The organism is Actinomadura madurae (genome assembly GCF_900115095.1).
In the GTDB taxonomy this organism is placed as follows: domain Bacteria; phylum Actinomycetota; class Actinomycetes; order Streptosporangiales; family Streptosporangiaceae; genus Spirillospora; species Spirillospora madurae.
Genome location: NZ_FOVH01000002.1, coordinates 188,425 through 201,620 on the forward strand (window position 1 = coordinate 188,425; position 13,196 = coordinate 201,620).

Annotated in this window: 12 protein-coding genes; 5 read left to right on the forward strand and 7 right to left on the reverse strand. The window is 73.9% G+C overall.

Features of this window, described 5'->3' with window-relative positions; translation table 11 throughout:
- Window positions 1-49: 49 nt before the first annotated feature.
- From BM339_RS06690 to pdhA, 6 genes are all read right to left on the reverse strand, one after another.
- A complete protein-coding gene (locus BM339_RS06690) occupies window positions 50-1,444 on the reverse strand; it encodes a sulfite exporter TauE/SafE family protein (protein ID WP_075020256.1) in 1,395 nt (464 codons plus the stop codon).
- Window positions 1,441-2,751 carry a tetratricopeptide repeat protein gene (locus BM339_RS06695; protein ID WP_143118307.1) on the reverse strand — a complete coding sequence of 437 codons (1,311 nt, stop codon included), beginning with the start codon at window positions 2,749-2,751 and terminating at the stop codon, window positions 1,441-1,443. Before BM339_RS06695 ends, BM339_RS06690 begins: the two co-directional genes overlap by 4 nt.
- An 8-nt stretch (window positions 2,752-2,759) precedes the next feature.
- Window positions 2,760-4,316 carry a DUF4331 domain-containing protein gene (locus BM339_RS06700; RefSeq protein ID WP_075020258.1) on the reverse strand — a complete coding sequence of 519 codons (1,557 nt, stop codon included), beginning with the start codon at window positions 4,314-4,316 and terminating at the stop codon, window positions 2,760-2,762.
- 243 nt (window positions 4,317-4,559) lie between these two features.
- Entirely contained in the window at window positions 4,560-5,822 is a 1,263-nt protein-coding gene (locus BM339_RS06705) for a dihydrolipoamide acetyltransferase family protein (protein ID WP_024935065.1), read from the reverse strand.
- Window positions 5,819-6,835, reverse strand: coding sequence for an alpha-ketoacid dehydrogenase subunit beta (locus tag BM339_RS06710; protein WP_021598758.1), 1,017 nt, complete (start codon window positions 6,833-6,835; stop codon window positions 5,819-5,821). The genes BM339_RS06705 and BM339_RS06710 overlap by 4 nt, the downstream gene beginning before the upstream one ends.
- 11 nt (window positions 6,836-6,846) lie before the next feature.
- Window positions 6,847-7,950: a pyruvate dehydrogenase (acetyl-transferring) E1 component subunit alpha gene (gene pdhA, locus BM339_RS06715; protein ID WP_075020259.1), complete on the reverse strand. Its 1,104-nt coding sequence runs from the start codon at window positions 7,948-7,950 to the stop codon at window positions 6,847-6,849.
- Window positions 7,951-8,159: 209 nt separating this feature from the next.
- On the opposite strand from pdhA, the gene BM339_RS06720 reads away from it, so the two are divergent.
- Window positions 8,160-8,792: a GntR family transcriptional regulator gene (locus BM339_RS06720; protein ID WP_021598760.1), complete on the forward strand. Its 633-nt coding sequence runs from the start codon at window positions 8,160-8,162 to the stop codon at window positions 8,790-8,792.
- A 22-nt stretch (window positions 8,793-8,814) separates the two neighbouring features.
- Here BM339_RS06720 and BM339_RS06725 read toward each other — a convergent pair whose 3' ends face one another.
- Window positions 8,815-9,510: a GntR family transcriptional regulator gene (locus tag BM339_RS06725; protein WP_021598761.1), complete on the reverse strand. Its 696-nt coding sequence runs from the start codon at window positions 9,508-9,510 to the stop codon at window positions 8,815-8,817.
- A gap of 158 nt (window positions 9,511-9,668) precedes the next feature.
- Here BM339_RS06725 and BM339_RS06730 point away from each other — a divergent pair, with 158 nt between their 5' ends.
- Genes BM339_RS06730 through BM339_RS06745 form a run of 4 tightly spaced genes read left to right on the forward strand, consistent with a single transcriptional unit; the run spans window position 9,669 to window position 13,189 of the window.
- Window positions 9,669-10,898, forward strand: a complete 1,230-nt coding sequence (locus BM339_RS06730; RefSeq protein ID WP_021598762.1) for an NRAMP family divalent metal transporter — start codon at window positions 9,669-9,671, stop codon at window positions 10,896-10,898.
- Between the two features lie 7 nt (window positions 10,899-10,905).
- Complete coding sequence (locus tag BM339_RS06735) at window positions 10,906-11,514, forward strand: 5-oxoprolinase subunit B family protein (RefSeq protein ID WP_075020260.1); 609 nt, start codon at window positions 10,906-10,908, stop codon at window positions 11,512-11,514.
- Entirely contained in the window at window positions 11,511-12,401 is an 891-nt protein-coding gene (locus BM339_RS06740; RefSeq protein WP_075020261.1) for a 5-oxoprolinase subunit C family protein, read from the forward strand. Before BM339_RS06735 ends, BM339_RS06740 begins: the two co-directional genes overlap by 4 nt.
- Window positions 12,398-13,189 carry a putative hydro-lyase gene (locus tag BM339_RS06745; RefSeq protein ID WP_075020262.1) on the forward strand — a complete coding sequence of 264 codons (792 nt, stop codon included), beginning with the start codon at window positions 12,398-12,400 and terminating at the stop codon, window positions 13,187-13,189. The genes BM339_RS06740 and BM339_RS06745 overlap by 4 nt, the downstream gene beginning before the upstream one ends.
- Window positions 13,190-13,196 lie beyond the last annotated feature (7 nt).

Sequence of the window (13,196 nt, forward strand, 5' to 3'; positions counted from 1 at the left end):
TAGGCCGTCCGTCCGGCACTACGCATCCGGGGCCGCCTCGGATCGAACATCACGGCACCAGGCTGCGCAACGTCAGCCCCAGCCCGAGGACGACGACCGTCGCGGACGTTCCTATCGGCATCATTCCGGTTGGGAGCCGCGGCCGCATGGCCGGAATGCGCCGCGCCAGGGCGCGCCCGGAGCCGAGGACGAGCAGCCCGACCGACACCAGGGCGGCGGCCAGGCCGAGCCCGTACGCCAGGACGAGGACGACCCCGAACCAGGCCCGGCCGATCGCCGCCCCGCCGACCAGCACCACCACGGCGGACGGGCTCGGGACCATGCCGCCCGCCAGTCCCATCAGCACGACCCCGCCCCGCCGCGAAGACGCGTGCCCGTGGCCGTGCCCATGCCCATGCCCATGCCCGTGGCCATGTCCGTGGCCGTGCCCATGCCCGTGGGCGTGGCGGCGGTTGCGCAGCGCGCGGCGCAGCAGCAGCGCCCCGGCGGCCGTCACGAGGACCCCGCCGGCCGCGCCGAGCCAGGGGAACAGGGTCTCGGGCGCGAGGAGCGTCCCGGTCGTCACGAGCAGGCCGAGCGCGAGCACCCCGGCCGTGTGGGTGAGCGTGACCGTCAGACCGAGGGTGAGGACGTCCCGGGTCCGCCGCCGCCCCGTCCCGATGGCGTGCGCCGCCATGATCGTCTTGCCGTGGCCGGGGGCGAGCGCGTGCAGGGCGCCGAGCACCAGCGCGATGAGGAACGCGAGCGCGGCGAAGCCGGGCGTGAGGTCGTGCCGGGCGACCAGGGACGTGAACCGCTGGGTGAGCCCGTCCGTGCCGCGGGGCAGCAGCCGCTCGGCGCCGCCGCCGGACGCCGGGGCGGCGAGCGGCGGCCCGCCCGCCCGCACGTCCAGGGTCGCCGACCGCTGGTCGAGCGGCGAGCTGAGCATGCCGTCCGGGTAGGCGGTGAGGCGCCGGCTGCGGGACGCCTCCGGCACGTCGGACGCCGCCGGCGTCATCCGGTCGCCGCGCGCGGTGATCTCCCGCCAGCCGATCCGGCCGTCCGCGCCGCCGCCGCGGAAGGTGATCTTCCCCGGCCCGGCGGGCGCGGTGAGCCGGCATTCGAGCCGCAGCGTCGGCAGTCCCGCCTGGCCGCGCGGCGCGGAGGCGGTCGCGGACGCGACGGACGCGGTGACCGCGCGCCCGTCCACCGCGATGCGCAGCGACGACGCCGCCCGCCCGCAGGCGCCGCGCGCCCAGGCCGACAGCTCGCCGCCCGACGGGCGCCCGTCATGGTCGGTGTCGATCGCCGGCATCGCCTGCGCGGCGGGGATCTCGGCGTGGTCCTCCACGTGGTCGATCCGCAGCTCGTGCGGGGCGGCGACCAGCCCGTCGTAGTGGTTGACGGTGAAGTTCCCCAGCGGATGCGCGGCGATCAGCCCGGCCGCCAGCAGTGAACCGATCACGGGGTCCCTCCCAGGTCTTCCAGAGCGGCCTTGGCGCGGGGCGCCCACAGCGGCGAGAACCGCGGGTTGCCGCGCAGCGCATCGGCCAGGTCGCGGCGGGCGTCGGCGCGCTTCCCGAGCGCCTTCTCGATGGCGCCGAGGTGGTAGCGGAACTGCGCGCGGCGGTACCCGGTCGCCGTCGCCTGCCGGGCGTAGCGGAGGGCCTCCTCGTCCCGCCCGTTGACGTGCAGGGCCCAGGCCAGCGCGTCCGCCGCGTGCACGCTGCACTGCCGGACGCCGGGGTCCGGGCAGCGGCGCTCGTACTCGGCCCTCGCCGCCCGCAGCGCCGCCTTCGGGTCGCCGTGGTCGCTCTCGGACAGCGCGGTCTCCAGGTCGGCGTCGACCCCGTTGGCCTCGGCGATCCGCGCCCACGCCGTGGCGACGGCGTACTGCCGCTTCGCCTCGTCCGGGCGGCCGGAGGCCTCCAGCAGCTCCCCGTACTCGGTCAGGTACTGCGGCAGCGGCAGCCGGCGGACGATCTCGGCCCGCTCGGCGAGCGCGCCGGCCGTGTCGCCCCGCGCGGCCTTGACACGGGCCTGGCCGTCCAGGGCGGGCAGGTAGCCGGGGGAGAGGCGGAGGGCCTCGGCGTATTCGCGTCCCGCCCGGCCGAGGTCGCCGTCGTTCCAGGCCAGCTCGCCGAGCTGTGTCGCGATGTAGGCGAGGTCGCCGGGGTCGGTCGCCGACGAGCGCGCCAGCCCGAGGACGCGCCGCGCCTCCCGCACCTCCCCGCGCAGCTCCCGCACGTACGCGAGCCGCGTGAAGATCGGCACGCCGGGCCGGACGGTGTCCGCGCGGCGGGCCGCGGCCAGCGCGCCGTCGTAGCGGCCGAGCTCGACCAGCGCGTCCACCCGGACGGCCGCGGACTTCTGCCCGTGCGGGTTCGCCTTGAGCGCCTGGTCCGCGTACCGCAGCGCCCCGTGGAAGTCGTGCCGCGCCGCCGCGAGGGCGCCGAGCCCGGCCAGCGCGCCGTCGTTGCCGGGCGCCTCCCGCAGCGAGCGGCGCAGCACCTCGTCCGCCTTCGGGTAGTAGGCCGGGTCGGCGGTGAGCCGGGCCTGCTCCACGTACGCGATCCCGAGCGCCGCCCATGCCGCGGCGTCATGCGGCTGCTCGCGCACGCGTTCCTGCAGGCCGGCGATTCCGGAGGCCGGGGCCCCGGCGGGGGCCGCCGCGGCGGGCCGCTCGGACGGGCGGCCGAACGCGACCGCCGATCCGAGCGTGAGCGCCGCGACGAGCCCGGCCACCGAGGCCCCGGTGAGAAGGGGACGCATCGGCTCGCTTACCGTCCCATCCCGGGAAGCCGGCGCCGCCACCACAGCAGCCCGCCGGTCAGCAGGAACGCGCCCGCGCCCGCCAGCGCCGCGGTGGGCAGCAGCGGGATCATCCCGCCGTCGTCGTCCGACCCGGCGGTGCTGTCGGTCGCGCCCGCGTTGAGCAGGGTCACGGTCTCGCCGTCCTTCTTCACCGTGCCGGACGCCTTCGCCCCGGTCTTCTTCGGGCCGCGCACGTCCGACCCCGAGTGGGGCTGCGCCACGTACGGGAACGACTTGCCGAACGCGGCGTCGTTGGTGTTGACCGCGTCGCCGAGGTCGTTCTTCTTGCCGAGCAGCTCGCCCTCGACGGCCTGCAGCGAGATGTCGAGGACGTCGTCGGTGAGCCGCCGCCCGTTCGGGAAGCCCGCCTTGTCGCCGCCGAGCACCCCGAGCCGGTCCGGCGTCGCGGTCGGCTTGATCGAGGTGTTCAGCCGCAGCAGCTCGGCCGGCCGGACGTTCGCCGGCTGGTTCAGCCCCGGCACGCCGGTCAGGAACGCCTGGACGAGGTCCTTGCGCGGGCCGGCCGGCGCCGGGATCTTGTAGATCTGCTCGATCAGCTTCGGCAGCTCCGGGTCGGTGACGAACTTGGCGAACTGCGCGTCGTACCACGGCACGGACGCGTTGAACGTGTCCTTCTTGCCGCGCGGGATGACCACCTCGTTCACCAGCGGGCTCCCGAGCCGCGACACCTGCGTGTGCTCGCCGGACGCGCCCAGCCGCGACACCGTCGAGTGCACCCCGATCACCGGGTCCTTGCCCTTGACGAGGTGCCGCGTCGGGATCTGCAGCGCCACCGTGTTGACGTTGTAGCCGCTCAGGGTGTCGTTGCCGACCTCCTTCAGGTTGGCCCCGTACAGCAGGTCGAACACCCGCAGGTCGAGGAAGAACGAGTCGTCGGCCTGCCCGGCGAACGACGTCACGCCGTCGCCGAGCTGCCGGGTGGCCTGGGCGCGCAGCTTCGCGTAGTCCGGCATCGACGCCTTGCCCACGTTGGACGGTGCGACCGGCGCTCCCGAGACGAGCGTGCGGGTGCTGTGCACCTGGCCGCCCACCCGCCGGATCACGGTCAGGTCGTAGGTCTGCGTGAAGTTGAGGTCGGGGTCGTCCAGGCTCGTCACCGGCCCGGTGTTGTAGAGGAAGGTGTTCGCGTTCTTCAGCCGGTCGTGGAAGCGGAACCGGTAGGTGAGGTCGGGCAGGGAGTCGCCGTCGTTGTCGACGTTCAGCTCGTAGCGGGCGTCCCGCGCGAACTTGTAGAAGTTGGGCCCGCCCGCCGGGTCCTCGAACGGGATGAAGTTCGCGATCAGCGTGGTGGTGTCCGGCTTGTCCGGACTGACGAACGCGTAGACGTCGGTGTTGTCGTACTGCGGCTGCCCGGAGATGAGCGGCGCCTCGCGGTGGCTGGACGCGGTGCCCTGCTTCGGCGCGAGCCCGGCGAACCCGCCCGCGACCAGCAGGCCCCCGGCGGCGACCAACGCGGCGACCCGCGTTCTGGACCGTGCCCCGGCTGGATGGAGTGTCGGCATCGTGGAACCCTCGCCGGTCTCCGGGTGCCCGCCGCGGCGGCGCCGTTCCGTGGCGCTGGGCTTCGGTGCCGCGACGCCGGATCGACCGGTTTCTTCGCCTTGCCCGCGGATACTTCGCGCGCCCGCCCGAAAGTGATTGGTCGCTTCCGCCCTTTGGCCGGATACGGACATCGGCGAACCCGGGACCGGCGATCTGCGTCCCCGCCGGCCGACCACCGGCGGGGACGGGTGATGCTCTGGTCGTCAGGCCACGATGAGCAGCGGGTTCTGGAGCAGCTCGGCGAGGCGGGCGAGGAACTTCGCGGCGGTCGCGCCGTCCGTGGCGCGGTGGTCGACCGACAGGGTCACCGCCATGCGCTTGCCCGGCACGACCTGGCCGTCGCGGACCACCGGCTCGTCCCGGACCGCGCCGACGGCGAGGATCGCCGCCTCCGGCGGGTTGATCACCGCGGAGAACGAGTCGACGCCGAACATGCCGAGGTTGCTGACGCTGAACGTCCCGCCGCTCATCTCCTGCGCGGACAGCTTGCCCTCGCGGGCCTTCCCGGCCAGCTCGCGGGCCTCCCGGCCGATCTCCGAGACGCTCTTGCGGTCGGCGTCCCTGACGACCGGGACGACCAGGCCGTCCTCGACCGCCACCGCCACGCCCACGTGGATCCGCTTGTGGAAGAGCAGGTTCTCCTCGGTGTAGGAGACGTTCACCGCCGGGTGCTCGCGCAGCGCGGTCGCCGCCGCCTTCACGACCAGGTCGTTCACGCTGACCTTCGCCGGGGCGAGCGCCTCGTTCAGGGTGGCGCGGAACGCCAGCAGGGCTTCGGCGTCCACCTCGCGGTTCAGGTAGAAGTGCGGCGCCTCGCGCTTGCTCTGGCCGAGCCGCTTGGCCGCCACCTTCCGGAACCGGTTCAGCGGGACGGCCTCGACGTCCGGGTCGTCGGCCCTGCCCTGGACCGGCGGGGCCTGTACAGCCGGCGCCGGAGCGGCGGGAGCCGGAGCCGGGGCTCCGGTGCGGATCGCGGCCTCGATGTCGGCGCGGACGATGCGCCCGCCCGGTCCGGATCCGGTCAGCGTCGCCAGGTCGATGCCGTGGTCGCGGGCCAGCCGGCGCGCCAGCGGCGACGACGGCGGACGCGACGCGCCCGGAGGCCGCGGCGCCGGCGCGGGTGCCGCGGGAGCCGCGGCGGGCTCGGGTTCGGCGGCGGGCGCGGGCTCCGGTTCCGCCTCGGCGGCCGGTTCGGCGGCCGGTGCAGAAGCGGCGGCGGGCTTGGCGCCGCCGACGGGGGCGATCACCGCGATGGGGGCGCCGATCGCGGCCGAGTCGCCCTCCTTCACCAGGATCTTCTCGAGCACGCCGGCCTCGTACGCCTCGTACTCCATGACGGCCTTGTCGGTCTCGATGTCGACTATGACGTCGCCGACCGCGACCTCGTCCCCCGGCTGCTTCTGCCAGGAACTGATGACGCCCTCCTCCATCGTGTCGGAGAGGCGGGGCATGAGGATCTCGGTCATGAGGTCGGCTCCAGGATCTGACGGCCGGTCGCGCGGAGCGTGGCGCGGACGGCGGTGAGCAGGGAGTCGGCGGACGGCAGCGCCGCCGTCTCCAGGGACTTGGCGTAGGGGAGCGGCACCTCGGCCATCGCGACCCGGCGGACCGGGGCGTCCAGCCAGTCGAACGCGCCCTCCTGGATGGTCGCGGCGATCTCGGCGCCGATGCCGTAGGTGAGCCAGTCGTCCTCGGCCACCACGGCGGAGCCGGTCCTGCGGACCGAGTCCACGATGGTCCGCCGGTCGAGCGGGCGCAGGCTGCGCAGGTCGACGACCTCGGCGGAGATCCCCTCCGCGGCGAGGGTCTCGGCGACGTCCGCGGCGACCCGTGCCATCCGCGAGTAGCCGATGATCGTGATGTCGGTGCCGGGACGGGTGACGGCGGCGCGGCCGATCTCGGCGGGCTCGATGTCCTCGACCGCGGCGGGCAGCTCGCCCTTGGTGTTGTAGAGCGCGAGGTTCTCCAGGAACAGCACCGGGTCGTCGTCCCGGATCGCGGCCTTCAACATCGCGGACGCCTCGGCGGGCGTGCTCGGCGCGACGACCTTCAGCCCCGGGATGAACGAGTAGAACAGCTCCACGTTCTGCGAGTGGGTGGCGCCGAGCTGCTGCCCGCCGCCGCCCGGCGTGCGGATCACCATCGGCACGCTGGCCTGCCCGCCGAACATCCCGTAGATCTTCGCGGCGTGGTTGACGATCTGGTCCAGCGCCAGCAGCGAGAAGTTGATCGTCATGATCTCCACGACGGGGCGCAGGCCGAGCATGGCGGCGCCGATCGCGGCGCCGACGAAGCCCTCCTCGGCGATCGGGGTGTCCTTGACGCGGCGGGGGCCGAACTCCTTCAGCAGCCCCTCGGTGATCTTGTACGAGCCCTCGAAGAGCCCGATCTCCTCGCCCATCAGGAAGACGTTCTCGTCGCGGAGCATCTCGGCGCGGAGCGTGTCCCGGAGGGCCTGGCGGTAGGTCGCGGTTGCCATGGGGGTGCCTCTCAGGAACCGAAGACGGGGTCGGCGGGGAGCCGGCGCAGCTCGCCCGGGACCGGGGTGGCGTAGGTGTAGTCGAACAGCGTGGAGACCTCGGGGGCCGGGCTGTCGTCGGCGAACGCGGCGGCGGCGTCGACCTCGGCCGTCACCTCGGCGTCCAGCGTGTCGCGGTCGTCGTGGGAGAGGATCCCGGCCTCCTCCAGCTCCAGCGCCATCCGGGCCAGCGGGTCGGCGGCCTTCAGCGCCTCCTTCTCCTCCTTGGACCGGTAGCGGGCCGGGTCGACGACCGAGTGGCCCTTCAGCCGGGGGCTGACGGTCTCCAGCAGGTACGGCTTGCTCTGCGACCGGGCGCGCTCGACGGCGGTGCGCGCGGCGTCCCGCACCGCGACGACGTCGGTGCCGTCCACCCGGGCGCTCTCCATCCGGTACGCGGCGCCGCGCCGGTACAGCTCGGGCTCGGCGGAGCTGTTCTCCACGGTGGTGCCCATGCCGAGGCCGTTGTTGATCACGACGAAGACGACCGGGAGGTCCCAGAGGCCGGCGATGTTCAGCGACTCGTGGAACGCGCCGATGGCGGTCGTCCCGTCGCCCATGTGGCACATGACGACCTCGTCGCCGCCCTTGTAGGACACGGCGAGCGCGGCGCCGGCCGCGAGCGGCACCTGGCCGCCGACGATCCCGTACCCGCCGAGCAGCCGCGCCTCGGCGTCGAACAGGTGCATCGACCCGCCCCAGCCCTTGGAGACGCCGGTCGAGCGCCCGTACAGCTCGGCCATGACGCGGTCCGCGCCGATGCCCTTCGCGAGGGCGTAACCATGCTCGCGATAGTTGGTGAACAGATAGTCGGTGGGCCGCAGCGCGGCCATCAGCCCGACGACCGTCGCCTCCTCGCCGAGGTTCAGGTGGCAGTAGCCGCCGATCTTGGCCTCGGTGTAGGCACGGGCCGCCCGCTCCTCGAACCGCCTGATCAGCAGCATCTGCCGGTAGTAGCCGACGAGGGTGCCGGCGTCGGGCGCCTTCGGCGATGCCGCGGCGCTCTTCGGGCGGGGAGCCTTGGTGCCGCGCGCGCTCCGGCTCCGCGCCGGAGCGGCCTGGACGGTCTCAGCCATCGGCGATCTTCCCTCTGTCCGGGGCAGCGCCGTAGGATCGCCACGACGCTCCCGATCATCATTGATCTATGATCGATCATATCCGATTCTACCTCGCCGTCTGTCAAGGGTCACTTACCTCCTCCCGCGGCGGTGGACGTGGCAAAGGGCGCCGTGCCGGGGGGCCCGCAACGGCGCACTTAACGACGCGCCGTCTACCATGTCATCTCGTGAACGCGCCGATCCCCGCCCAGCTCCTCCGCACCGGACTCGCCGACCAGATCCGCGAGTTCATCGTCGAGGGCATCAGCTCGGGGCGGTGGGAGCCGGGCGAGCGCATCGTCGAGCGGCGCATCGCGAGCGAGCTGGGTGTGAGCCAGGGGCCCGTCCGGGAGGCGCTGCGCCAGCTGGAGGCGCAGCGGCTGATCGAGACGCTGCCGAACCGGGGCGCCCGCGTCCGCGACTTCACCGAGCGGGACCTCGCGGAGATCTTCCCGGTCCGCGCCGGGCTGGAGCGGACCGCGGTGGAGCTGGCGCTGCCCCGCCTCGCCGGCTGCCTGGACGCGCTGGAGGAGCACAACCGCCGGCTCGGTGAGGCCGCCGGGGGCGGTGACCTGCACGAGCAGATGCGGCTCAGCATCGCCTTCCACCGCGAGATCGTCGAGTCGGCCGGGAACCGGCTGCTGGTGTCGGTCTGGGAGGGCCTCGGCATCGAGCTGTGGACGACCCTGTCCCTCCGCCTGCACCACACGGAGATCTACTCCAAGTCGGCCGAGCACGCCGAGCTGATCGAGGCGTTCCGCCGCGAGGACCCGCGGGCCCCGCAGCTCCTCCACGACCACGTCATGAACTACGCCCCGTGACCCCCACCGGACGTGGGCGCGGTCACGCCTTCTCGCGGTACGCCTTCGTGAGCTGTTCCTCCGCGTCGTCCAGGTAGGAGCGCAACTCCCGCTCCGCCTCCGCGAAGTCGCCCCGGGCCATCAGGTCGTACAGGCGCCGGTTGCGGGCGAGGTACGGCTCGTGGAACTCGCGCGGCGAGCCCATCTCGTGGAAGACGAGGCGCATCTCGGCCAGCAGGTGCTCGATCACCTCGTAGGCCCGGGGGCTGTCCATCAGCGCGACGATCGCCTTGTGGAACAGGATGTCGGCCGTCCCGACGTCCTTCCAGTTCCCGGCCGCGGAGGCACGCTCGCCCTCCAGCACGGCGGCCTCCACCCGGCCGAGCGCGGCCGGGGCGCCGTCCGCCGCGTCGCGCACGGCCTCGCACTCCAGGAGGCGCCGGACGCGGTAGAGGTCGGCGAGGTCGTCGGCGGGGACGCGACGCACGAACGTGCCGCGGTTGAACTCGTGCACGAGCAGCCGCTCTTTGACGAGCATCTGGAACGCCTCGCGCATCGTGTTGCGCGAGACGTCCATGGCCTTCGCCAGTTCCTTGTCGGGCAGCCGCGTCCCGGGGACGAGCCGGCCGTCGGTGATCTGGGCGCGGAGCAGGTCGGCGACGCGGGCGGCGGTGCTCGACCGGTCCAGGCCGTGCCGCGCGGCCGCGATCTCGTCGAGCCACGGCTCCCGCACCGTCATCGGCGTCCTTCCGGAGAGCGCGGCGGAGCGCCGCCGCGGACGGGTGTGCCCCGCCAGCGTATCCCATCGGGACGTAAATACCTCAACAAGGGGATTGCCGGATTGTTGAACAATCTCTACGCTGTCGGAAAGCTCACCCCCTGGAAGGGGCCCAGCCCATGACGGACCGGACCACCCTGGACAAGACCCCCGCCCCGGCCACCCCCTCGCGCCGCGCCGCCCTCCTCGGCGCGATGTTCCTGATGGCCACCAGCGCCATCGGCCCCGGCTTCATCACCCAGACCACCGTGTTCACCGCGCAGCTCGGCGCGGCCTTCGCGTTCGCGATCGTCGTGTCCGTGCTGGTGGACATCGCGATCCAGCTGAACGTGTGGCGCGTCGTCGGCGTCTCCGGCATGCGCGCGCAGGAACTCGGCAACCGGGTGCTGCCCGGCGCCGGCTACGGCCTCGCCGCGCTGGACGTGTTCGGCGGCCTGGTCTTCAACATCGGCAACATCGCCGGCACCGCGCTCGGGCTGAACGCGCTGCTCGGCCTGGACGTCAAGATCGGCGGCGCGATCTCCGCGATCACCGCCATCGCGATCTTCCTGATCCGGCGGGCCGGCGTCGCGATGGACCGCATCGTGGTCGTGCTCGGCGCCCTGATGATCCTGCTCACCCTGTACGTGGCGTTCGTGTCCGATCCGCCCCTCGGCGACGCGCTGAGGCAGAGCGTCGCGCCGGAGACGGTCGACTTCCTCGTCATCACCACCCTGATCGGCGGGACGGTCGGCGGCTACATCACCTACGCGGGCGCGCACCGCATGATCGAGTCGGGGCTCACCGGCAGGGAGAACGTCCGGGAGATCAACCGCAGCGCCGTCACCGGCATCCTCGTGACCGGCCTGATGCGGGTGCTGCTCTTCCTCGCCGTCCTCGGCGTCGTCGCCGGCGGCGTCACGCTGGCCAAGGAGAACGCGCCCGCGTCCGCCTTCGAGCACGCGGCGGGGGAGGCCGGGCTGCGCCTCTTCGGCCTGATCATGTGGTCGGCGGCGATCACCTCGGTGATCGGCGCGTCCTACACCTCGGTGTCGTTCCTCGTGTCCTTCTCGTCGTTCGTCGAGAAGCACCGCAACCACCTGGTCGTGGCGTTCATCCTCGTCTCGGCCTCCATCTACCTCGCGATCGGCACGACCCCGGCCAAGCTGCTCATCCTCGCGGGCGCGCTGAACGGCCTGATCCTGCCGTTCGGGCTGGCCGTGCTGCTGTGGGCGGCGGGCCGCCGCCGCGACCTGCTCGGCGGCTACCGGTACCCGGTCTGGCTGCTCGTCCTCGGCGCCGCCGCCTGGCTGCTCTCCCTCTACCTGGGCTGGAACAGCCTGTCCGGGCTCGACGACCTGTGGAGGTGAGGGACGGGTGCGGATCCTCCCGAGCGGCGACGCGGCGATCCTGGTCGAACTGCCGGACCTGCCGGCGATGCTCGGCCTGTACGCGGCGCTGTCGGCGGCCCCGCCCCAAGGCGTCGCCGACATGGTCCCGGCGGCCCGCACCCTGACCCTGCTTCTCGACCCGTCCGCCGACCCGGCCGCGGTCGCCGCCACGGTGCGCGCGACCCGGCCCGGGACGGCGGACGGCGCCGCCGGTACCGCCGAGATCCCCGTCGTCTACGACGGCGAGGACCTCGGCGAGGTCGCCCGCCTCACCGGCCTCACCCCGGCCGGGGTCGTCGCCGCGCACACCGGGACGCCGTGGCGGGTGGCCTTCACCGGCTTCGCGCCCGGCTTCGGCTACCTGGAGGGCGGGGACCCGCGGCTGGACGTCCCGCGCCGCGCCACCCCGCGCGTCCGCGTCCCGGCCGGCGCGGTCGGGCTGGCCGGGCGCTTCAGCGGCGTCTACCCCGTCGAGTCCCCGGGCGGGTGGCGGCTCATAGGACGCACGGAGGCCGTCCTCTGGGACCTCGACCGCGAGCCGCCCGCCCTCCTGCGCCCGGGGGTCCGGGTCCGCTTCGTCCAGCGGGAACCATGAAGCGAGGGCTGGACGTTGTCGCGACAGGGCCGCTGGCTACAGTCCAGGACCTGGGCCGCCCGGGTCGCGCGGCGCTCGGCGTGGGGGTGTCGGGCGCCGCGGACCCGGGCTCGCTCCGCCTCGCCAACCGGCTGCTCGGCAACCCCGAGGGCGACGCCGCGATCGAGGTCACGTTCGGCGGCCTGCGCGTCCGCTGCCGCGGCGGGGTGTTCGCCGCCGTCACCGGCGCACCCGCCCCGCTCCTGGTGGACGGCCGCCCCGAGGCGCCCTACGCGATCCTCCACGTCCCGGACGGCGCCGAACTGCGGATGGGCGCACCGCCCGCCGGGCTGCGCAGCTACCTCGCCGTCCGCGGCGGGATCGCCGTCCCGCCCGTCCTCGGGTCCCGCTCCGCCGACACGCTCGCCGGGCTCGGCCCCGCGCCCCTCAAACCCGGCGACCTCCTCCCGGTCGGCCCGCCGCCCGCCGCCGCGCCGCTCCTGGACGTCCTGCCCGTCCGCCCGCCGCCCACCGGGGACCTCGAACTGCGCGCGATGCCCGGACCGCGCGCCGACTGGTTCGCCCCCGGCGCGCTGGACGTCCTCTTCACCGCCCCGTTCACGGTGACCAGCGAGATCGACCGGGTAGGGATGCGGCTGGACGGACCCGGCCTTGCCCACGCCGGCCGCGGCGAACTGCCCAGCGAGGGGACGGTCACCGGAGCGCTGCAGGTCCCGCCGTCCGGCCTGCCGGTGCTGTTCCTCGCCGACCATCCGCTGACCGGCGGGTACCCCGTGATCGCGGTGGTCGCCCGCGCCGACGTCGGGCGCGCCGCCCAGGCCCGCCCCGGGCAGCGGCTCCGCTTCCTCCCGCAGCCCGCGCCGCCTCTCGGAAAGGAGAGACCATGACCGCCCCCCTCGACCCGGCCGCGCTGTCGCCCGACCAGGCCAGGGCGCTGTTCCGGGAGGGCCTGCGCGTGCCCACCTCGGGATGGTGCGCGGGCTGGACGCAGGCGAACCTCATCGCCGTCCCCCGGGAACAGGCCTACGACCTGCTGCTGTTCGCGCAGCGCAACCCGAAGCCGTGCCCCGTCCTGGACGTCACCGAGCCCGGCGAGGTCTCCGCCTCGCTGTTCGCCGGCGACCTGCGCACCGACCTGCCCGGCTACGTCGTCTACGAGCACGGCGAACCCGTCGCCGAGGTGGCCGACGTGACCGGCTTCTGGCGCGGCGACCTGGTCGCGTTCCTGATCGGGTGCAGCTTCACCTTCGAGGACGCCCTCCAGGAGGCCGGCGTCCCCGTCCGGCACATCGAGCAGAACCGCAACGTCCCGATGTACCGGACGAACCGAATGTGCCGCCGCGCCGGCGACTTCGGCGGCCCGCTGGTCGTCTCGATGCGCCCGGTCCCGGCCGCGCAGGTGGCCGACGCCGTGCGGGTGACGGCCCGGTACCCGTCGGTCCACGGCGCGCCCGTGCACGTCGGCGACCCCGTCGAGCTCGGCATCGACGACCTGTCGGCCCCCGACTTCGGCGACCCGGTCGACGTGCGGGTGGACGAGATCCCGGTGTTCTGGGCGTGCGGCGTCACCCCGCAGGCGGCCGTGATGGCGTCCCGCCCGAAGCTCGCCATCGGGCACGCCCCCGGCCACATGGCGATCACCGACGTTCGAGACACCCGGTACCTCGTGCCCTGAACCGGCA